Origin of the sequence: Leptolyngbya sp. NK1-12 (assembly GCF_032598965.1) — a bacterium.
Taxonomy (GTDB): Bacteria; Cyanobacteriota; Cyanobacteriia; order Elainellales; family Elainellaceae; genus Elainella.
Window position 1 is genome coordinate 938,453 of the sequence record NZ_CP053586.1, and the last position, 20,550, is coordinate 959,002.

The following is a 20,550-nucleotide window of genomic DNA, read 5'->3' on the forward strand; positions in this document are numbered from 1 at the left end:
CTGCTGTTGCGTCATTTCCAGCATCTTTCGCCGCCACAGCAAATCTAAAATCTAACCAGCAAAATCCAAAATCGCGCATCTCTACTGCTTCAATAGAAAGACAGCCACATTTTCAAATACCCCTCAAACACCCCTCAAACAGTTCAACCCTTTCATGATCTTGCAAATTTGCCATGCTCAATCCCAATCTGGATGAAGTCCAGTTAAGTAAAGACGACTACGAACGCTATTCCCGTCACCTGATCCTGCCAGAGGTTGGGGTAGATGGACAAAAACGCTTGAAAGCAGCTAGCGTGCTCTGTATCGGCACCGGGGGATTAGGTTCGCCCTTGTTGCTCTATCTAGCGGCAGCTGGAATCGGACGGATCGGCATCGTTGATTTTGATGTGGTGGATACGTCTAACCTGCAACGGCAGGTGATTCACGGCACCTCCTGGGTCGGAAAACCCAAGATTCAGTCTGCCAAAGATCGCATCTTGGAAATTAACCCCTACTGTCAGGTAGACCTCTACGAGACGCGCCTCAGTTCCGAAAACGCGCTGGGTATCGTCGAACCCTACGACATTGTGGTGGACGGCACCGACAATTTCCCCACTCGCTATCTGGTCAACGATGCCTGCGTGCTGCTGAACAAGCCCAACGTCTACGGCTCGATTTTCCGGTTTGAAGGACAGGCCACGGTCTTTAACTACGAAGGCGGCCCCAACTACCGCGACTTGTATCCGGAACCACCCCCGCCGGGACTGGTGCCTTCCTGTGCTGAAGGCGGCGTGCTGGGGATTCTGCCTGGAATCATCGGCGTGATTCAGGCCACCGAAACCGTAAAGATTATTCTGGGCACTGGGCAAACTTTGAGCGGTCGCTTACTGCTCTACAATGCGCTTAACATGAGCTTCCGGGAGCTGAAACTGCGCCCGAACCCAGACCGCCCGGTGATCGACAAGCTGATTGACTACGAAGAATTCTGCGGGATCCCGCAAGCCAAAGCAGCCGAAGCCCAACAGCAGTTCAATATGGAAGAAATCACAGTTCAACAGCTCAAACAAATCCTCGACAACGGCGCAGACGACTACGTACTGCTCGATGTCCGCAATCCAAACGAATACGAGATCGCCAAAATTCCTGGCTCGGTGCTGGTGCCCCTGCCCGATATCGAAAACGGCGACGGAGTTGCCAAAGTGCAAGAGATGCTCAACGGCCACAAGCTGATTGTTCACTGCAAAATGGGCGGACGCTCGGCCAAGGCGATCGGCATCCTGAAGGAAAAAGCGGGTATCGATGGCATCAATGTCAAAGGTGGCATCAACGCCTGGAGTCAGGAAGTCGATCCGTCGGTACCGCAGTACTAGGCACGGCAACTAGGTGGTAGCCCCCTAAATTCCCCTCTCTGGGATGCCCGTTAGGGCCATATCGTGGAGGACTTTGAAAGTCCGGTTCCACCCAGAATTGGCTACGGTATACACACAAGTCGAAGATCCCCCCATCTCCCTTACCCAAAGGGGGGAACCGGAGGCGAAGCCTGGGCGCAGTCCATACCAACCAAGAATTGAAGTCCCCCTTGATAAGGGGGATTTGGGGGGATCCAACCCTTACATTGAGTCGCAATCGAGATCTGTGTACACGGTAGGAATTGGAGGGAGCAATTATCCGCCGATTCAGCAACGCCTAGGATCAGTTCGATCTGCCTCGATTCAATAGTCAAGCAGGTGTAGTCTCTGAACGCACCTGCTTTTGCGTCAGCGAGTATAGCCCAGCTAATACAACCCAGTTGGTGCCGTTAATCCGGGCATCGTAGAAAGTGACATCAAATAAGGCAAAGGCGACACAGCCCGCAAATGAGAGCAGATAGGCGAGGAGAATTGCTCGGTTCGTGGGGTCGTCTGACCAAGCTCCAAGCTGCCGCACGGCTCGATAGCAAATTCTGCCGACGAACAGCGTGACTAACAGCATTACCGGAATGCCGGCCTCAACCGCCAGCAGCAGCCAAAAATTGTGGGGATGGGCGACAAAGTCATAGTCTGGAATCAAACCGGGCGGGTATTCCAGCTTATAGTTACCCAAACCCCAGCCGAGCAGCGGGCGCTGTCTCAGCAAGCCCAGAGCAAACCGCCAAACCCCAACCCGCGGATCGTCAGCCCAATCGGCCACAGCCAGCGACCGTCCGCCAATCCCAAACCAGGCTGCGCCCGCTACCAGAGCTGCGACTCCTACCAATCCGGTAATCAAAATCACACGACTCGCTTGGGTAAACAAGCTAAACACCAGCAACTGACCGACTGCCACCAGTAACCCATTGCGCGAGCCAGAGGCAAAAATCCCCAGCAAACACGAGAAAGTGCCAATGTAGAGCAAAAGCATTTGCCATTTCGGCAGTAAAAGCGGCTGTTTTGCCAGCGAATCTTCTAACATCGAACTTTGGCGGCGCTGCCAGGAGTAATAGAGAATCAGCCCCAGCCCCAAGCCCAGCACCAGCACCAGATAGCTGGCCAGCGCATTTGGATGCCCAAACATCACCATGGCTCGACCGGCATGGGGACGCGCCCGATACCACCGCGATAAGGCAGTCCGCCTCAACCAACGCGGAATTCCTTCTGCCCGCAGCACATATTCCAGCATTGCCAGCAGGTTGATCGGAATCGTGGCAATCACCATATCGGTGGCGAGTCGGGCCAGTGGCTCAACTCCCTTCAGCAGGTAGGGCAGCACCGAAAACAGCAGCAAATAGGGCAGAAAGTTAGCTAATTGCAAAAACGCTTCGGCCCGATTCGCGGCAAACAAACAGCTCAGCAGCAGCAATCCCGTGATTACGAGCAGCAAATTTCGAGTCGCGCGGTCCAATGCCGACTGGCGAAACTTGGCATAGAGCAACCCGATTACCGCAATCAATCCGGGAAAGACGGCAAAGTAGAAGTAGGGCAAGCTGACAAAACTGAACCGAAACAGCTTCCAGATAAAAGAGAGGGAGCGAAGCGTTTGCATGAAATGATTATTGATTCAACCGCTGTATGAATGCAGTATGTTCAGATGATTGCAATCCTGCTTGCAAAACTGCCAGTACCTGTTGCATGTTTCCAGTTAATAACTCTGTACTCGCCAACCGTAGCCCTGGAAATACCCGGCTGCATAAGATTCCTGTTGCATCTATCGGTAATTGTACATATTCTCCTTGCTCCAGCACAAACCAACTTAGTGTTTGGTCGAGCACTTGCCAGACGATATACTCCTGCACACCATTGCGACGGTACACCTGTTTTTTAGCATGTAGGTCAATCGCTGCACTGCTAGCGGCAATTTCCACAATTAGCTCAGGTGCCCCTTCAATGTAGTCATCATCGCTCAATCGGGCTTGACCTCCGACTGCTGGGTCAATCAGCAAAACAGCATCAGGCTGTGGTTCGTTGTCTAGGTCAAGCCGTACCGTTGGATTGTTGCCCAGTAATACGCCAGGAGTTGCCGTTGCATAGGTAAATAACCAGCCAATCATCCAACCATGCGGTTGACCACGGCTTCTAAACCGCAGCGCAGCAGGCATGTAGACAATTCCTTCAATCAATTCGGCTTTTTTGAGGTTGGGCATTGCGGCATAGCGTCGCTCAAATTCATAGCGGTTCAACCGATCGCCATTTTCGAGCGGAGGAATGGTCAGGCGTTGGGTCGGAGGTTTAACCATAAGTGGTGGAGAATAGACCTATGCTCATTCTATTGAATCGCTTGGCTTTCGCTTCACCATTACCCAAACGCAAGCGCTCGATTAGCTGATGGGCTTAAAGGATTAGTCATTGTTTGGTTCGTCTTCTTCATCGAGCATTCCAAATAGGGCAGTAGCTCCGGCAATCGTGTCAACCTAGCTTTTGACTTCGCCCTTCTCCTACCCGCGAATCCATTGCGGGTTAATCAGGGAAGTCTGCTCTAGGAGCAGTCTTCTCGCAGAGTCGCAGACTAGACGAGGTTTTAGTCTACAGGAGCACAATCGTCCCCTATTCTGTTTCTATCCAGCGGCATTAGCAAAGGTTCAAGCCCGAATTTTTGACCATCAAGCGCGATGGGTTGAAGTTCGCCATCGCATCTCCACCATTCAACCGCGATGGGCTGAAGTACAACGGTGAATCTTCAAGATTGGAAGGCGATTGTTCCAGCTACAACTCCGAACTGCCAAAGTTCAAGCGTGATTCTCCAAGATACGTGCAGCATCCTCAGCCCATCAACGGCCTAACTTGCCTGTTTAAGCGGCGTATTAGCAGGTTCAGCAACAGACTTCGCAGGTTTGGTTTTGATCGCTTTGAATAAACTACCGAGCTGTTCGGCAATTGCTTTTAGGCCCGGAGTCTTTTTGGCGGCGGTTTTCACATAGTCATAGACCGTGAGGCTGCTGCTCATCGCTTCACTGCTAACGGCCATCAGCGTATCATCCACCTGTTCGGTGAGTTGGCGCAACAGCATCAGCAATTCACTCAGATTGCTAGCAAGCCGGTAGTCGTTGGCAAAACCTTCTAGATCAAAACTAGCGGGCAGAATGTTGCGATTGCTTTGGGCGACACTGAGGCTGTTTTGCACAAAGGCGAGGCGTTTGTCTCCCATTTTGTAGAGCCGCTTGCGTTCCTCGGCGCTGAGGGTAATCAGGAAGGGCAGTTTTTGCTGAATTGTGGCGATTGCCTGTTTGATCTCTTGCAGCTCGGCGTCGGTGAGGGTCGTGTTGATGTCTGAGTAAGGCATAGGTCAGGTTCCCGAATCGTTTGTCTGTAGAGTTCCCTCACGACAGCGATTCGCAACGCCATTTTTCTATGTCTTACCTTCGTCTGCCTTTCTCTAAACGGGCGGCATGATCACAGGAATCACCTGATTAGTGTCCTTACGGTAAATTTGAAAGTCGCTATCAAGTGTAAGAATGGCACTGCCTCTGTACTGCTCCGCCATTCGCACTAAACAGGCATCTGCTAGCGACATCGGAACGGAATGGTAGCGGCTCATCAATCTCCTGACAGCCACCGCTTCTTGACCCAGATCAAAAGGAATCTGGAGATAGCCATCTGCAATTAGGGATAGAACCGTCTCTTCCCCTGCATAAGTACGGCGGAGCAAGAAGCACGCTTCAGAAATGACTGCTTCACAAGTTAACAAAGGCTGTGCAATTGTGGTTAATTCTGCTGTCACCCAAGCGTGCCACTGATCTTGAGGTTTCAGGAAGGCAACCAGTGGACCTGTATCTAACAAAACTTGCTGTCTCATTCCTCGCCAAAGCCTTCCATGTAAGCTTTGTTCGTCGATAAATCTGAAGGTCCTCCTTCCAAACAGCCAATATAGTCTCTGGCAGCTTCTAGAAAGGATATGCTGGGCTGCTCTGCCTGCTCGGAAGGCTGCTGATTTATGGCTCTCTCCTGCTTACTTCTGAGGAATTTTGCGAAGTCCAAAACCTCTTGTTGTTCGGTTGAAGAGAGCGTCTGTAAAGTTTCCAGGATCTGCTGTTGAATTGGTTGCATAAGGGTCCTGCCTCATTTTCTTCATTGCTTTAACTACTCTAAGTCTTCAGCGAGGCTTGCTGCCCTTACCGACTTAATACCAAGCGCTCAATACGCGCCCTCACCCGACAGCACCACCCAAACCGTGCGTAGCAGAATATAGACATCCAGCCAAACCGACCAGTTGCGGACATAGTAGGCATCGAGGCTGACCCGCTCCTCGTAGGTGATGTTGTTGCGGCCAGAAACCTGCCAGAGGCCGGTGAGACCCGGAATCACCTTGGTATAGAGCGGAAACTTGTCGCCATAGCGGGGAATCTCCTCATCAATGATTGGGCGCGGCCCCACCAGGCTCATTTCGCCTCGCAGAATATTCCAGAGTTGGGGCAGTTCATCCAGGCTAGTGCGGCGCAGAAACCGACCGATGCGAGTCACACGCGGGTCATAGCGCAGCTTCTGGTCGCGTTCCCAGGCTTCCCGCAGTTCAGGATGCTGTTCAAAATAGGTTTTCAGCGCATAGTCCGCGTTTTGGACCATGGTGCGAAACTTCCAGGCTTTAAAGGGCTGCCCGCCTTGCCCGATGCGGATCTGGCTGTAGAAAATGGGTCCAGGCGAGTCGAGTTTAATCAACAGCGCAATCAGCAGAAACAACGGCAGCACCAACAGACCGCCAATCAATGTAGCAGCCAGATCGATCAAAAACTTGGTCAAACGCGGACCGGGTAGCAACAGCCGCTGCCGCACTTCTAGACCCAGGACACCGCCCATATCCTTGGCTTCCACCCAGAGGCTCGAAAACTCAAACAGATCGGGGATCACCAGCAAGTGGGCAAAACTGCTGCCATAGCGCTCCAGCAGACTCAGCAACCGATCGCGCGGCACTCCTGGCATTGCCACAATCGCGTAGGGAATTTTGCGCGTCCGGGCCAGGGCAGGTGCTAGCTCCACACCACCCACCACCGGCACGCCATGCAGCGAACCATGCTTTTTGGGATCGTCATCCAGCACCAGCACCGGCTTGAGGCCAATTCCGGGACGACGCTTGAGCGTGCGAATCACCATACTGCCGGTTTTGCCCGCACCCAACACCATCGTCGGGTAGCCCCACCAGCGCTTGCGGGCAAACAGCAATCGTGCCACCGCCCGACAGACAATCACCAGCAGCAGCGACAGCGCCCAGGCCATCACAAACACACCCCGCGAGTAGATCTCACCTTCTCGCTGCATAAATACCATCGCCGCCAGGGCCAGGTACATCAGAGTTGTGGCCAGACAAAGCCAGCGCATCTCATCCACCGGGCTAATGGCAACGCCGGGATAGAGTCCCACAATCGCATAGGCGGCAATAAACAGACCCAGGACAGGCCAAAGCTGCCAGTACAGCGAGGGAGCAAACTGTCCTTCTAACGCCAGCCTGGTATAGACGCTGATGATGCTCGCCAACACGATCGCCAACAGGTCGGCCCCGATCATCACGGCGTAGGTCGGCCAGGATCGCGTCGAGATAGTCAACGCCACGAGCGCAGGGGGTAACGTGCGGTTAAGTTGCATTGCAATTTATTACTCCTCACGCTAATACTGTAGGGCATCCTTCCGCTGAAATTCTGTCCATTTTTGATCGATATAGGCAGAAAGTTCTTGGCGGAACCGCTCTGGCCTAAATTTTTCGGCATTTTGGCGCAATTGGTCGGGATCAAATGCGATTTGCCCAGTTTCAAAGGCTTTGACCGCATCGACTAAGCTGACCACCGTTTGTTCGGGAAATAACAGGCCGGTTTTGCCTGGAATCACCGTCTCGGCGGCTCCGCCCTTGCCGTAGGCAATCACCGGTGCTCCGGCAGCCTGCGCCTCGACCAGCGTAATGCCGAAATCTTCAGCGGCGGCATAGACAAATGCCTTACAGCGCTGCATCAAATCGACGATTACAGCCTCGGATTGGTGTCCCAAAATCGTCACGTTGGGGCGAGCCAGCGACTGGAGAAACTTGCGCTCGGCTCCATTCCCAACCACGATTAGGGGCAGTTGGAGCTGGTTAAAGGCTTCTACAATTAGACCAACCCGCTTATAGGGCACAAACCGGGACAACACAAAGTAAAACTCCTCGCGCTGCTGCTTGGGCACAAACTGCTCGACCGCCACCGGCGGATAGATGACGCGAGCCGGACGCCGATAGGTTTTACGAATCCGCTGCGCCACAAACCGCGAGTTGGCAATAAAGTGATCCACCCGATTGGCGCTGGCCACATCCCACAGCCGCAGATAGTGCAACACCAACTGGGTCAACCCTGCCTTGAAGCCGCGCGTCAGCTTGGCTCCCTGTAAGTACTGCTGCTGCAAGTCCCAGGCATAGCGGATGGGGGTGTGCATGTAGCAAATATGGAGCTGATCGGCGCGGGTCGTGACGCCCTTGGCAACGGCATGGTTGCTCGACAAAATCAGATCGTAGTCCGACAGGTCAAACTGCTCGATTGCCAGCGGCATCAGCGGCAGATAGTTGCGAAAGCGCGGATTAGCAAAGGGCAGCTTTTGCAGAAACGAAGTTGTAACTGGCTTGTGCTGAATAAAAAACTTTAGCTCCTCAGGCAAAAACTCCACCAAACTAAACAGATCAGCCTCTGGATAAAGCCGCAGCATTTGCTCCACGACCCGCTCTGACCCGGCATAGGTGACGAGCCATTCGTGCACAATGGCAGTTTTCATGGGCGTTTCACTCTCACACTTCTCGTGATTGTCCCAGAGAAGGGGACTCGATTCATCTGTCTGATAAAGCTACAGCTTTCATAAACAGGTTGTGAACAGGGGGTGTGGGGGCAGTGCCCCCACGCAGGGGTTTCACCCCTGCACCCCTTCATATCCTGCAAAGGATGGCTGTAGTTGATAAAGCTAAAGGAACTTGTCAATGTCTGAACGCCTCACCTCAGCCAATCAAAACGCCCATGAGACCCACTAACGACAATTCCAGCTTCTCTCTGTCGATTAGTCATTCAAGGAGCAAACAATCTTCTAAACAGATCAACATCATCAATTTGCAGATCCGTAGTGCCAGCGTCTCGCTGGCACGGGCAAGATGCCCGCACTGCATCTACTGTATTAATTAATTAGGTCAACTTAATTTGGTTGACCTAATTAATGCTGATGATATTAATGAAGTAATTTGAGACAACATACCCTGTGCAATCTCCCAACACTCAGAGCAATCGGTATTTTATGACTCCTACCCCCTACCCCCTACCCTACCCCCTACCCTTAATTGTTCTGATAAGTACGCTGATTCATCACGATCATTTCCCGATGCCGCAGGGTAGTCATGGCCACCTCCCAGGGAAACACGAACGATTGGAAGGATTCGGGCGAAATTTTGTCGATGTCGAGATCGATGACAACGCGCCGCAGAATCTCGAAGAGCTGAGTGCGGATAGCTTCTAACTCGTCTAGATCTTCTGTTTGCTGCATCTGCTCAATCAGGGCCAGAATTTTTTGGTTGTACAGGTCAGCCCGATTTTTTTGTCGGCCTTGGAGCCAGAGGCGCAACTGCCACAGACCAGATACAGCCAAAACGCCCACCGAGAACATCAGGCCAATCGGTTCAGCATACTCTACCAAAAAGATGGGCCGATCCTTGTCGTAAAACGCCTGTGCTCCTGGATGTAGCGGCAGTCCCAAATTCTCGCCCGATTCTGGCAACCGCATAGTGGCCGCCCGTGGATAAATGGCCACAATTTCGTTGCGAAAATCAAACAGGGTGCGGGTAATCTCCTGAATTACCTCGGTGTTGGCATCTTCGCCAGTAATCAGCACAGCTCGCACGCCCACCACTGGAAGCGTTTCGGGCGGAATCGGACCTGCACCATCGTAGGTACCTTTGGGAATGGTCGAGGCTTCCAGATAGGGCAATGACAACCGCAGTGAATCGACTTGATCGATGGCAACAAGCTGGGAACGACTGGTTTTCAGCAGCTCACTCATAGCTGGGTTCCCCAGGGCCATGACTCGAAACAGGGCATCTACGTCTCCCTGTTGCAGGGCAGCATAGGCTTGTTGGGGTGGCAGGGGCAGGGGGGTAAAACCAGGCTGGGCCTGTGAGCCTAACCCATAGTGCTGACTCAGTAGCCAAAACAAATTGTAGGAGCCGCTGCCTTTTGGCATCAAAGCAACTCGTTTGCCCCGCAAATCCTGGACAGACTGAATTTGCGAATTGGCGCGTGCCACAAGATGAAACACTTCTGGAAACAAATAGGCAACCGCTCTAGCCGTAGGCCGACTGGGGGTGTCGCTTTGCACAATTGCTAACTGGGCTGCTTTTTGGTCCAATAGCTCCAGATTTTCCTGTGCTCCGGCGGTTTCCTTGACCGTAATCTTGATTTTGGGATGGTGGCGGCTGACTACCGTGGCCAAGGCTTCGGCAAACGCATAGTACTCTCCCTCCTTGCTGCCCGTGGCAATCACGAGCTGATGGACTCGATTTTGGCTGTGCACCCACTGCACGGTGAATCCAATTGCGGCCAGTACGCTCAACAACACGAAGGGCAGCGTAAATTTAGGTTGCATTTCGCCTCTGTTTTGGGGAATTTGATTTATTTTAGATGGCTTTCCAGCAGACACTAGGCTGGATTGGGCTACAGTTTGGGACTACAGTTCTGATTTTAGAAAAGTAAAGGTTTGGCAAAAATCACCAAGGCAGCAATGGATACAAAACAAGGAGTTTTTCGCTGAAATAGGTTAATTTCCAGAGGGGAATCCTCCTCAGGAGCCTTGTCCGATGGAAACGCCTGTGCTTAACTACATAGCTGAAGAAAACCCACAGACAATTGGAACTCTTCAGTTCGACTCAGCCGTCTCTAGAGAAAAGCTGACTAGCGAGTAGGGGCGTAACGGTTAAGGTAATACGGACTTTTCAGGGTATCCTAGCCTAGTCCTTCACCGTTGCAATGACTTCAGTTTTGGGCAAGAGTTTCTGTAAAAAACCTTGGCTAGGTTTCCGGTTTGATGTTCTTTGCTTGTTGACTCACACTTTCCATTAGGTACAACCATGAGCATGGCGTTTTGGCAGCGTTTGGCAGTTCTGGCAATTTTGGGGCTTGGCAGCGTCAGTCCGGCGGCAATGGCAGCCCAATTTGAGCAGCAAGAAGTGGATCAAGATCGCTTCATCGTGGTGGCTGCGCCGGGCGGAGAAATTGGCTACAAGCTGCTGATTTTGGAGCAACTGAACGATAAACGTCCCTGCTGGAGCGAAACAGGCAGTAACCCGTCTCAGGTCGAACCGCTGCTGCTCAGCTTTGACTTTACCGGGATTTGCAACCGGATTGTGGACAGCAATGGCTTCTCGGTCCGCACTGCTGGGCAGGATCAGGCGTTGCACTATAGCCTGCGCATCGTTCGAGACGGTAACGACCTGGTGCTGGTGGCCGATGCCAATGCCGATCGGGATACATTGATTGAGATTGGCCGCACCTACGGGATGCCAAATGGCTTTAGCCGAATTGTTTTGAATCCCGGCTGGCGGTTGACCCGTCGCGCCTTTAACGGTCGGCCTGTGGGCCATATTTACCTCACCTACGACCAGCCGATCGAAACGCTGATTGCTAGCTCGCGTCGCAATCTGGGTATGGGTGGCCCAGCCCCCGCTCCAACTCTGCCGAATCCTGCGCCAGAGCAGTTCCCTGCTGAAGCGGAAAGTATCATTCCTGTGCCTTCTCTGCCGCCTGGAGATGCGCCTGTTCCCCCACCCCCGCCTCTGAATCCCAGACCTGTACCCACGCCTCCAACCGGGTCACCCAATAGCACAGCTCCGAGTAACCCAGCGCCCAGCCTCAGCAGTATTCTGCCACCGCCGCCGCCCGCTAACCCAACGGATACCCCAACGGATACCCCAACCGATGCGGCTCCGGAATCTCCTCCCACAATTGCCAATCCACCTGCAGATAGGGAAACACCATCTGCTGAAGCAACCCAACCCAATCGCCCAGTCCCCCAACGCACCAGTTCGGCCCCTAGTCGGGTCAGTCCCCCTGCAGTGGGAGTTCCGGCCACGTCCAATTCGGGAGGAGCGGCACTGCGGCCCCGGTCCCAGCGGCGAGTCACAGGTTCTTCTGAATCAACGACCGAACGGACCACAACTGCTCGTAACGCTAACCGAAATACCACCCAAGCGGCCAACCGTTCAGCGCCTGAAGCAGATTCATCGCATGATCAGACGCTAGCCGAAACCTATCAGGTAATTGTCGTAGCCGACGATGCCGAACTGCAAGACAAGGTGCGGGCTATTTCTCCCAGCGCCATTCTGACGACGATCAACGGCCAGGTAGTGATGCAGGTAGGACTATTTCGGAACCGGGAAGACGCCGACCGGCTGCAACAAAGATTAAGTTTAGAGGGGTTGCCAACCGCTGTAATTCCCGTAAGATAGCCAGTAGAGAAAATTCTTGAGGTGCATTGCCATGGCTGGTCAGCCCCCTTCTCCTGGCTCCGATCGCAGAGATCCGCTCAGCTTCGATGAGCTAGTTGCCCTGATTGTAGCTTTTCTCGTGATTGGAGCTGTACTGTGGTGGAGTTTGGGGCGTCGAGCCGAAACCTGGTTGGGGCAGCTCTCTCCTGGTCTAACTCGCAGTGAAGCAGAGCCATCGCCCCTAGATCCGGCTCAGCGTGACACCGTCGAAGTTGCACCGGTTGGCCCCACCGCTGGCCCCACAACTCCTTCACCCCTGCCTCCCGGCACAGTAGGGGGAACGGTGGATCGGACTACGGTTGGAGTGTCGCCTGCACCTCGTGGTCCGCGCACAGTAATTATTCCTGCAGTTCCTGGTTTGCCCAGGGCGGCTGAGCCTGAAGCCTCGCCTGCTGTTCCATCTCCATCGCCCCAGGTTGCTCCTCAAGTGGTTGTTCCCAGTCCGTCGCCTGAAGCGGCGGTCAACTTCCCTGACCTTTCACCTAATTACTGGGCCTATCCTTTCATTGCAGAGCTAGCCAGACGCGGCATGATCTCTGGATTTGAAGACGGTAGTTTTCGTCCGGACCAGCCGGTCACTCGCACTCAGTACGCCACTCTGGTTGGCGAGGTGTTGCCTGATGTCCGGCAGGAGTCCCAGGCTTTTCCCGATGTGCCGGTTAACTTTTGGGGCAAGCCAGCGATTGACGAAGCTGTGAAGTCTGGGTTTCTGAGGGGCTATCCTGACACCAGCTTTCAGCCAAATCAGCCCATTTCTCGGATGGAAGTGTTGCTGTCGCTCGTGAACGGCTTTCAGTTGCCCAAACCTGCTGATCCAGCTGCACCGCTGCAAGTTTTTCAAGACCGCGATCAGATTCCGGAATGGGCCAGACCCGCTGTAGCCGCCGCCACTCAGGCCAATGTAGTTGTCAGCCATCCCAACGTCAATCAGTTTAACCCCAACCAACCTGCAACACGGGCCGAGGTAGCTGCTATGCTGTATCAGGCGTTGACCACCACCGGGCAACTGCCGCCGATCCAGTCTAACTACATTGTTCGACCCTGATGCTTGATTTTGAGGATTATTCCCTAACCCAGCCCGCCGTCCTGGTGACGATCTTGGCGGAGGCGATTTTGCGCAGCAGCATCGAAAAACTGTTGAAGAACCTGAAGGTCTACGGCTATTCTGTCAGCGAGGTAGACGGAGTAGCGAAGCGAGTACAGCGGTTTGGTACAGCTCCCTCCGAAGCAGCTCCGACCGAAATTGAAAACTATACTACTGTCAGCATCGAGATTCGGGCAGTGGTCTCAGCCGAGCTATCGAATGTAATTCTCTATGCCCTGAAGGAACAGCAGCGGGAGTTTGCGATTGTCGTGTATCGCCAAAAGATCGAGGCGCTGCTAGAGTAAGCGCTTAGAACTAGGACCAAGCTTAGGCACTGAATGACCTTCAGGCTTAACTTAAGTCTTGATCAGAATGGCGACGAAGGCAAAGATGCCAATCAGCAGCAGAGAAGTAGCCACCACAACCCCGTGGGAACGCCGTGAGATGTAGAGATAGTCATCGCGCTGAATGCGCTTCAGTTCCTGTCGGTGCTCCAGGATGGCAATAGTAATGGCATAGACGCCAACGGCAATAAACATTAACCCCACCAACCGCGACAGCCGAATTACGTCTGGATCCGTTGTGGCTCGGTTAATTGCCGCCACAATCTGATCAATCCCAAACCCAAAGCTAATCAGTGAGAGCGAGGTGCGAATCCAGGCCATGAGGGTGCGTTCTGCGGCGGCGCGGTTGCGCTCCTTGGCTAGCTCGTTGGTCAGATTTCTGGGAGGCGGTTGGTTCATAGATCGGGCTTACCGAGACCAACCTATGGCTGCTTTTGGACAGAGGTAGCTAGTTTCTGGAGGCGAGTCCACTGGTGCCGCAGTAGATAGCCGAACACTAGCAGGTTAAGCACCAGAATCCCACCTCGGCTCCAGGCAGGATGGGTCAGTAACTCGTAGGCCTCGACCAGCAGCGGCAGCCCCACAAACAGCAGCATCAACAGGTGTGCCCATTGCTTGTGGTACCACAGCCCAACGGTGACAATGCCCAGCACAATTGCATAAACGCTAGTCAACTGAGCCACTAGTTGCAGATGCTGGGGCTGGATGTGCAAAACCGTGTTCAGCAGCCACTGACTGAGGGCCGATTCCTGATCCAGTCGGTCTTGAATAAAGGATTGGACAAAGACAATCAACGCATCGTAATTTCTCCAGCTAAAGGCACAAATCAAGCTAATGGCGATCAGGCTAAAAACAACGAACCCTTTGTAGGCAACGATAGCCTTTAAGCTGATTGAGCGTTGAATCTGACTGGTCATAGATTTGATTGAGGAGTCATTTTGAAAGCATAACAGACAAAATGGCACAGTTGCGCTTGGTAGGGCAGCCGTGTTCGTTTGACAGATTCGTTTGGCAGATTACTTCTACCAAGACAAAACAAGACCAAACAAGACCAAACGATCTCCCTTTCTGGAGAAGAACGAAGGGAAGATCGTTACCAAATCCTGGCGTTAGTCAATCATCGCAATCCCAAACGGTGAAACTAGTTCCGACAGCAGAGACTGCAACGTTTGCTGTTCCACCCAGACGGAAACCGATCCTCCGTTACAGCGAAACTCGCCCCAGCCGTGCTGATTGGTTTGAATTGGCTGTTTAATGTGCTCCGTCAGGTCGTAGAAGGTGGCATTGGGTTTACCTACTTCCATCCATTTGCTGCCTCCCGGTCCGTCGCTCATAATTACCGCCATTGCTCTGGGATGCTGTTCGGAACCCAGGCGCGTCCAGCCAATCACATCGGGATGGTCGAAGTAGTCGTATTGGGGACCATAGGCAAAATGCTTGCGGGCAAACAGCAGTCGGTCGATGATCCACTTGTGCGAGTCCATCCAAATTTCATACTCGTTACCATCCCGTCCCTTATCTCGGTAATGAGCACCGTAATAATCTGCATAGAATACACAGGGATAGCCTTCAGCCCGTAGCAGAATGATCGCATAGGCCAGCGGCTTAAACCAAGATTCCACCATTGATTCCAGAGCTTGCAGCGGCTGGGTATCGTGGTTGTCCACCAGCGTCACGGCAAATAGGGGCAGGTGTTTCATCAAGGTATTATCTAAAATGCTGCGCATATCATAGTAGCCGCCAGCCTTACTGGCTCGATGGAAATTGTAGTGCAGCGGCACGTCAAATAGATTGAGCTGACCGCCAGCATTGCCAATGTACCAGCTCAAAGTACCAAAATCTTCTGTCCAATATTCACCCACACAGAATAGATCGCGTTGTGCTCTATGTTCCAGATGACCCAGCCAGTCGGTAAAGAAATCGCCCTGAATATGCTTGATCGCATCTAGGCGGAATCCATCCACTCCGATCGTATCCATCAGCCACTCGCCCCAATATTTCAGTTCGCCGCGCACTTCTGGGTGGTTGACATCGAGGTCGCAGCCCATCAGGTAGTCATAGTTGCCTAACCGCAGATCGACTTTATCCTCAAAGTTTTTATCCTTCATGCGGTAAACAGCTCGGTAGCCTGGATCGTAGCTGTTGTAATCGACCGAATCGAAGTGCCACCAGCGCCATTTCATGCTGGAATATTTATCACCGCGTCCAGGAAAGTCAAACCGAGTCCAGGATTTGATATTGCGCGGTTCACCCAAAGGACGATTGCGGTCATTCGGATCAAATGGAATGGCTGCAAATTCTTCCTCAGCATCACCGCCCATCTTGTGATTGAAAACAACATCAGCGTAGATCTGCAACCCAGCCTGACGAGCTGCTTGAACTGCGGCTGCATACTCCGCTTTTGTGCCGTACTTCGTCCGCACCGTTCCCTTTTGATCAAACTCGCCCAGATCGAATAAATCATAGATACCGTAACCAACATCATACCCACCACCATTCGCTTTGCAGGCAGGCGGTAGCCAGAGAGCCGTAAATCCAGCCTTCGCCAGATCCTTTGCCGTTTGTTTTAATTCATTCCAGTGATTGCCATCGGGTGCAATATACCAGTGAAACCACTGCATCATGGTGCCATTGAATTCAGCAGAGGCTTTGCGCGCGACTAGGTCTGGGTAGTTCTCGTCCAGCCAAGTTTGCAAAGACGTTTTGGCAGCTTCTAGCACTTGGGGACTTAGCTCTTTCCCCAAGGATTGAAACCGCTGCTGTAACTGTTGAAATACATTAGCCATAGGTTTAAGGAATCATTAGGTTGCACTAAAGACTTTACACTAGGGCGGCTGATCGCTGGGGTTCGCGGGGTAACGTTATGGGGAGGTGGGGAAGGTGGGGAAGATGGGGAAGATGGGGGAATTGGTAGTTTCTGGTTTAGGAATGACTGGACTATGTATGGTCAATGACTATGTATAGTCATTGACTATTACAACCACAGCTTTCTCTCTAACAACCGATAATAAGATGGCAATAGTTTGGCATGATCGGTAGGTTGTGGTGAGGCTGGCGCTAGCAACGAATGGGGGGAAGGATGGAAACTGCGATTCCGTGGGAGCTATTCGGCGGAGCCTTTGGGCTAAGTGCGGAAGTGTTTCAAAAGACGGATGCGATTCCTCACGGTCTGACTGGGGCGCTGCTGATCGTGCTGCTGGCCCAACTATCGCTGGCAATTGGGCAAATTATTGTTTTGTTTGTCAATCGGGTGAAGCCCATCCGGTTTGTGTTTAGTTTGCTGATCAGTGCGGTGCTATACACGTTTGGCTTTTTGTTTCTCGTGTTTAGCACATGGCTGATCTGTCAGTTGCCGTGGTCGGCGTCGGTGTCGTTCCTGACGCTGGTGAAAGTGCTGGGGTTGAGCTATGCGCCGCTGCTGTTTGGCTTTTTGGGAGCCTTGCCCTATCTAGGTGAGCCGATTTTGACGCTGCTGTCGGTTTGGCATCTGCTGGCAATGGTAGTCGGGTTCAATGCCGTGACGCAGGTGGGCATTGGCGAGGCGGTTGGCTATGTGGCTTTTGGTTGGGCGGTTAAGCAGATTCTGGAGCACACGATCGGCCAGCCGATTGCCAAGTTTGGTAAGTCGGTTGCAGATTGGGTGGCTGGCGTCAAACTGGCCGAGAACCAGGAAGAACTGGTGCAAATCATCAAAGCAGGGCTGGGGCCATCGTCTCCCATTTTGGCGGCAGAACAACTTCGATCGGCGCGACAATCGTTTGAGCAATCGGCTGAACTGTGGTTGCGAACAGCACTACGCCAACGAGTTCCGTCTCCAGCCACTTCGATTGGAGTTGATCTTTCTACCTCTGAGCCGGTCAAACCCGAACCCACTCGTAAACCCAGCAAACCCGAACCCACGATTGATCCGGTTTCCTCTGCCATCCCCCCAGCCTCTGGTGCAGATTCTGGTTCCAATTCGGGCGTTGATGCCGTTGCAAATCAGTCTTCGCCAAGCTCGACGGCTCAAGCCTTGGGTCTCGTTGCAGCACTGCTGGGCATGGTTCTGCTGTTTGTGCTGGTAGCGTTCTCCCTCAGACCGATTCAGTTGGCATTGTTGGGTTGGCACGACAATTTACCAGAATTGCTGCAAGTTCTGGTTGATTTGGCTTGGCTGGGGGTGATTGCCCTGGTGTTTGCTGGTTTGCTGGCACCGCTAGAAACGCTGGGCTGGTGGGCAGGCTGGTACGACGATGATGTGGCCACCGCTGCGGAAACCCAGAGTCGAGCTACTGCAACGCCAACCGGCGACAGCTTGTTCCCAACCGCACCCACCTCTGCCGCTCAGCCTGTCCCTCCTGCTTTTCTGCCTCTGGCTCAAACCGATGCGCCCAGCCGCTACGTAATTTACCTCGATGGGATTGGCCAATCCGGTGAGGAATATACTCCTGATGTGGAAGACTTCTTGGCGGCGCTACTGCCAACTTTGCCCAAGGATGTGGCCTTTATCCGCGGCCTAATGATGTACTCGGTGCTGAACAAGCCGTTAGATCAAGATCGACCGCTGGCGTTTCTGTGGCGCATGGCTGATAAAATGCGGTGGAGCAATCCGGCGGCTCTGTTGGGCGTTTTGCTGAATCTGCGCAATCTAATTATCGTGGCCGTGTCAGCCGATAAGCGCTATGGCCCCATCTACAACCAGGGCATTGCTCAGGTGCTCTACAACGGATTAATTGAGCGTAACTATCAGCCTGGCAGTGGAGTGCCCGTGACGTTGGTTGGCTTTAGCGGCGGAGCACAGATGTCAGTAGCCGCAGCCCCCTATTTGCGGCGAGCGATTGAAGCCCCGATTGAGGTGATCTCGCTGGGTGGCGTCATCAGCGCCAACAATAATTTTTTGAAGCTGGATCACCTCTACCATTTAGTGGGCGACCGGGATGTTGTTGAGCGCTGCGGCCCGATTTTCTTTCCCGGACGCTGGAAACTGTTTCCCCTGTCCTACTGGAACCGAGCCAAGCGCCAAGGCAAAATCAGCATCACTTCGCTAGGACCAGTCGGGCATCAAGTTCCAGGCGGTATCATGGACCCCGATCCAATTTTGCCCGATGGCCGCAGTCCGCTTCAGCAAACGGTTGACCTGATTCAGCAAATCCTCACCGACCAGTTCTTAGCTCCTCAGCCAGCCAAGCCAAAAGCGCTCAGCAACTATGACCTCTACAAACGGGCGGCTTTCAACGATCCGGCCTACTACCCACTTGAGCAAACGGTTGACCCAAACTGGTATCACCCAATTGGCACCTGGATGGGGCGGCTGATTTTGCCACAGCTCCATGAACGGCAGGCTATTCGAGGTGTGTTGTTTGAAGTGCACCATGCGGATAGGGGCTATGAGCATCTGGTGGGACAAATCGTCAAATTGCGCTGGATTGATACGCCGTTGATCAAAAGTTTTGTTCAGGCGGCTCGGCATGACGTTCACTTTAGCGCTGCGGCAGACTATTCCAGCGAGTATGGCGGCTTAGTTCATCCCGAACGGTTGAACCATTGGCGGCAGGTAGGGCCACTGGAGTCGTTGGCCGGTGCCCATCCCACCGATGACCTGATCGTGATGCTGGACGGCGAGGTGCAGGTCGAAGACAATACCACCCTGCGGATCGTCAATCAACCCGTACAAATTACCGGACGCTACTATGGCTTAGTACGATTCCTCCAGCCAATTGCGGGTAGTGACCAGTTTCGCGTCGAGCATTTTAATCCCACTACAGGCCAGTTCGATGGAGGAACCGAAATCGTCCGCCTGCCGCCCGTGATCGCCGATCAAAACGGCTGTTTTCCCTCTACCACTCGCGCTCTGGAGCAGTCTCCCCTGAACGAAATGGGCTGGTACATCTATGGGGCCAAGGATGGGGCGGGTCTGTTTGTAGTTCAGTCCTACGCACCCCGGTCGCTGCTGCGGCTCCAGCCCGATCAGGTGATTTTCGGCTACAAGCCAGCCTACCGCTATATTCGCAAACAAACCTGGGCCAACATCAAGGCCAAGAAGGGGCAGATCAGTTCGGTACTCTTGAGTCCAGAGCTGAGCCTGCAGGAACCAAATGCACCAGAGCTAAATGTACCAGAGCTGGATGCGCAAGAGTTGCAAGAGTTGAAACACCAACAAGCCATTGACGCTTGGCCAGAGGGTACCCGCGCCTTGGTGCTGCATACCTACGGTGGCATTGGCGGCCAGAAACGGGAACCCGCAGCGGCGACGCCGTTGTTTTTTGGCCATTTTGCCTATGGCTTAGCCACCGTGGTGCGCGATCCGCTCACGCACGAACTGCGGTTTGAAATTCAGTACTACCAGGTCTACACCCACAACACCGATGGCATCGTTGCGGGAACGCTGCACTGGTCGCGCTATATGGGCGATCGGCAGTTTGGTTGGGCAGGGGTGCGTCCGGTCTGTGACTTGCTGGTGAAGCTGGACGCCTTTACCGAGGATTTTGAGATCTACGGCTACAAAAGCTCGCCCCTGAACCTGATGCTGCGTCACTTGCAGGTGATGACGGCCCGCTACCGGATTGGTGATGGCACCGGCGGCACCTATGTTGGACTGGCGAATAACTGCTCGCAGGATTCCAACCAAGCGCTGTTTGCCAGCCTCAACAGTTTGGAGCGGGCGATCGAGGCCGATGCGGTGTCGCTGCAAAATTGGTTGTCGAGTTCGCAACAGGCAAGCCGCTATCAGCGGTTGGTGGAGTTGATCAATGCCCTACAGCGGGAACTGCAACCCTTGGGTGCTCCCCGTTCCGACTGGCAGAAAAACGAATACAACCTAGGCTGCACCCTAGAAGATAGCCCCTTGCGCAACTTCAAAGCGGGGTTGGGAAGCTGGCGCACTCTCCTGCCCCGCTTGGCTAGCGATACGGTCGTGCGCATCTTTTTGCAGTTCGATGCCTCAGTTTGGGTGCTGCGGACTAACCAAATTGGTGGTTATGACCCAGACATAGAACCAATTGCCCCGATGACGCTTTGAAGTTCATTTAGTATCCCTGGTAGCAATTTGCAAATGCTGGGAACCCTGGAACAGGTCTGCGCTGGATTTGTATTCTGTGGTGTTACGCCTACAAGCTGAGCACTACAGCCTGCACTTAGTTGAATGACTTACACTCCATCCAGGCTGTTTTTGCCATCGTCTACTCCTAAGACGAGCAGTAGCCGTTGCAGACCTAAATTTTATCGGATTGGTTTTGCTAGAGC

General features: G+C 53.3%; 16 protein-coding genes. 5 read left to right on the top strand and 11 right to left on the bottom strand.

From position 1 onward, the window contains the following. Positions 1 to 173: 173 nt before the first annotated feature. Entirely contained in the window at positions 174 to 1,349 is a 1,176-nt protein-coding gene (moeB, locus tag HJG54_RS03485; RefSeq protein WP_316433390.1) for a molybdopterin-synthase adenylyltransferase MoeB, read from the top strand. A gap of 349 nt (positions 1,350 to 1,698) precedes the next feature. Here the strand turns inward: moeB and HJG54_RS03490 are convergent, their stop codons facing one another. The 8 genes from HJG54_RS03490 to HJG54_RS03525 all read right to left on the bottom strand — a co-directional run bounded on the left by HJG54_RS03490 (position 1,699) and on the right by HJG54_RS03525 (position 10,004). Further along, positions 1,699 to 2,979 carry an O-antigen ligase family protein gene (locus HJG54_RS03490; protein WP_316433392.1) on the bottom strand — a complete coding sequence of 427 codons (1,281 nt, stop codon included), beginning with the start codon at positions 2,977 to 2,979 and terminating at the stop codon, positions 1,699 to 1,701. Positions 2,980 to 2,986: 7 nt separating this feature from the next. Next, entirely contained in the window at positions 2,987 to 3,670 is a 684-nt protein-coding gene (locus HJG54_RS03495; protein WP_316433394.1) for a Uma2 family endonuclease, read from the bottom strand. Between the two features lie 539 nt (positions 3,671 to 4,209). Beyond that, complete coding sequence (locus tag HJG54_RS03500; protein ID WP_316433395.1) at positions 4,210 to 4,713, bottom strand: hypothetical protein; 504 nt, start codon at positions 4,711 to 4,713, stop codon at positions 4,210 to 4,212. 93 nt (positions 4,714 to 4,806) lie between these two features. Next, on the bottom strand, positions 4,807 to 5,226 hold the full coding sequence (locus HJG54_RS03505; RefSeq protein ID WP_316433396.1) for a type II toxin-antitoxin system VapC family toxin: 420 nt from the start codon (positions 5,224 to 5,226) through the stop codon (positions 4,807 to 4,809). Beyond that, positions 5,223 to 5,477 carry a DUF2281 domain-containing protein gene (locus HJG54_RS03510; protein WP_316433398.1) on the bottom strand — a complete coding sequence of 85 codons (255 nt, stop codon included), beginning with the start codon at positions 5,475 to 5,477 and terminating at the stop codon, positions 5,223 to 5,225. Before HJG54_RS03510 ends, HJG54_RS03505 begins: the two co-directional genes overlap by 4 nt. Before the next feature lie 87 nt (positions 5,478 to 5,564). Then, the gene (wbaP, locus tag HJG54_RS03515; protein ID WP_036001866.1) at positions 5,565 to 7,007 is read right to left on the bottom strand and encodes an undecaprenyl-phosphate galactose phosphotransferase WbaP; all 1,443 of its coding nucleotides are present in this window, start codon (positions 7,005 to 7,007) and stop codon (positions 5,565 to 5,567) included. Between the two features lie 21 nt (positions 7,008 to 7,028). Further along, entirely contained in the window at positions 7,029 to 8,156 is a 1,128-nt protein-coding gene (locus tag HJG54_RS03520) for a glycosyltransferase family 4 protein (RefSeq protein ID WP_316433401.1), read from the bottom strand. Between the two features lie 546 nt (positions 8,157 to 8,702). Continuing rightward, complete coding sequence (locus tag HJG54_RS03525) at positions 8,703 to 10,004, bottom strand: TAXI family TRAP transporter solute-binding subunit (RefSeq protein WP_316433403.1); 1,302 nt, start codon at positions 10,002 to 10,004, stop codon at positions 8,703 to 8,705. 481 nt (positions 10,005 to 10,485) lie between these two features. Here HJG54_RS03525 and HJG54_RS03530 point away from each other — a divergent pair, with 481 nt between their 5' ends. From HJG54_RS03530 to HJG54_RS03540, 3 genes are read left to right on the top strand one after another with little or no spacing between them, the layout of a single operon-like run. Then, positions 10,486 to 11,862, top strand: coding sequence for a DUF3747 domain-containing protein (locus HJG54_RS03530; RefSeq protein WP_316433404.1), 1,377 nt, complete (start codon positions 10,486 to 10,488; stop codon positions 11,860 to 11,862). A 31-nt stretch (positions 11,863 to 11,893) separates the two neighbouring features. Next, positions 11,894 to 12,946, top strand: coding sequence for an S-layer homology domain-containing protein (locus HJG54_RS03535; protein WP_316433405.1), 1,053 nt, complete (start codon positions 11,894 to 11,896; stop codon positions 12,944 to 12,946). Next, positions 12,946 to 13,290 (top strand): hypothetical protein, encoded by a 345-nt coding sequence (locus HJG54_RS03540; protein WP_316433406.1) that lies wholly within the window; start codon positions 12,946 to 12,948, stop codon positions 13,288 to 13,290. Before HJG54_RS03535 ends, HJG54_RS03540 begins: the two co-directional genes overlap by 1 nt. 51 nt (positions 13,291 to 13,341) lie before the next feature. Here HJG54_RS03540 and HJG54_RS03545 read toward each other — a convergent pair whose 3' ends face one another. The 3 genes from HJG54_RS03545 to HJG54_RS03555 form a co-directional block, all read right to left on the bottom strand. Further along, on the bottom strand, positions 13,342 to 13,728 hold the full coding sequence (locus HJG54_RS03545; protein WP_316433408.1) for a YidH family protein: 387 nt from the start codon (positions 13,726 to 13,728) through the stop codon (positions 13,342 to 13,344). Positions 13,729 to 13,751: 23 nt separating this feature from the next. Next, positions 13,752 to 14,246 (bottom strand): DUF2127 domain-containing protein, encoded by a 495-nt coding sequence (locus HJG54_RS03550; protein WP_316433409.1) that lies wholly within the window; start codon positions 14,244 to 14,246, stop codon positions 13,752 to 13,754. 192 nt (positions 14,247 to 14,438) lie between these two features. Then, positions 14,439 to 16,115, bottom strand: a complete 1,677-nt coding sequence (locus HJG54_RS03555; protein WP_316433410.1) for an alpha-amylase — start codon at positions 16,113 to 16,115, stop codon at positions 14,439 to 14,441. Positions 16,116 to 16,408: 293 nt separating this feature from the next. Between HJG54_RS03555 and HJG54_RS03560 the strand changes: the two genes are divergently transcribed. Next, a complete protein-coding gene (locus tag HJG54_RS03560; RefSeq protein WP_316433411.1) occupies positions 16,409 to 20,326 on the top strand; it encodes a CAAX protease in 3,918 nt (1,305 codons plus the stop codon). Positions 20,327 to 20,550: the final 224 nt, after the last annotated feature.

Bases quoted from the DNA above. Each gene is read 5' to 3' on its own strand.
- moeB (WP_316433390.1), top strand. From the start codon at position 174: ATGCTCAATCCCAATCTGGATGAAGTCCAGTTAAGTAAAGACGACTAC.
- HJG54_RS03490 (WP_316433392.1), bottom strand. From the start codon at position 2,979: ATGCAAACGCTTCGCTCCCTCTCTTTTATCTGGAAGCTGTTTCGGTTC.
- HJG54_RS03495 (WP_316433394.1), bottom strand. From the start codon at position 3,670: ATGGTTAAACCTCCGACCCAACGCCTGACCATTCCTCCGCTCGAAAAT.
- HJG54_RS03500 (WP_316433395.1), bottom strand. From the start codon at position 4,713: ATGCCTTACTCAGACATCAACACGACCCTCACCGACGCCGAGCTGCAA.
- HJG54_RS03505 (WP_316433396.1), bottom strand. From the start codon at position 5,226: ATGAGACAGCAAGTTTTGTTAGATACAGGTCCACTGGTTGCCTTCCTG.
- HJG54_RS03510 (WP_316433398.1), bottom strand. From the start codon at position 5,477: ATGCAACCAATTCAACAGCAGATCCTGGAAACTTTACAGACGCTCTCT.
- wbaP (WP_036001866.1), bottom strand. From the start codon at position 7,007: ATGCAACTTAACCGCACGTTACCCCCTGCGCTCGTGGCGTTGACTATC.
- HJG54_RS03520 (WP_316433401.1), bottom strand. From the start codon at position 8,156: ATGAAAACTGCCATTGTGCACGAATGGCTCGTCACCTATGCCGGGTCA.
- HJG54_RS03525 (WP_316433403.1), bottom strand. From the start codon at position 10,004: ATGCAACCTAAATTTACGCTGCCCTTCGTGTTGTTGAGCGTACTGGCC.
- HJG54_RS03530 (WP_316433404.1), top strand. From the start codon at position 10,486: ATGAGCATGGCGTTTTGGCAGCGTTTGGCAGTTCTGGCAATTTTGGGG.
- HJG54_RS03535 (WP_316433405.1), top strand. From the start codon at position 11,894: ATGGCTGGTCAGCCCCCTTCTCCTGGCTCCGATCGCAGAGATCCGCTC.
- HJG54_RS03540 (WP_316433406.1), top strand. From the start codon at position 12,946: ATGCTTGATTTTGAGGATTATTCCCTAACCCAGCCCGCCGTCCTGGTG.
- HJG54_RS03545 (WP_316433408.1), bottom strand. From the start codon at position 13,728: ATGAACCAACCGCCTCCCAGAAATCTGACCAACGAGCTAGCCAAGGAG.
- HJG54_RS03550 (WP_316433409.1), bottom strand. From the start codon at position 14,246: ATGACCAGTCAGATTCAACGCTCAATCAGCTTAAAGGCTATCGTTGCC.
- HJG54_RS03555 (WP_316433410.1), bottom strand. From the start codon at position 16,115: ATGGCTAATGTATTTCAACAGTTACAGCAGCGGTTTCAATCCTTGGGG.
- HJG54_RS03560 (WP_316433411.1), top strand. From the start codon at position 16,409: ATGGAAACTGCGATTCCGTGGGAGCTATTCGGCGGAGCCTTTGGGCTA.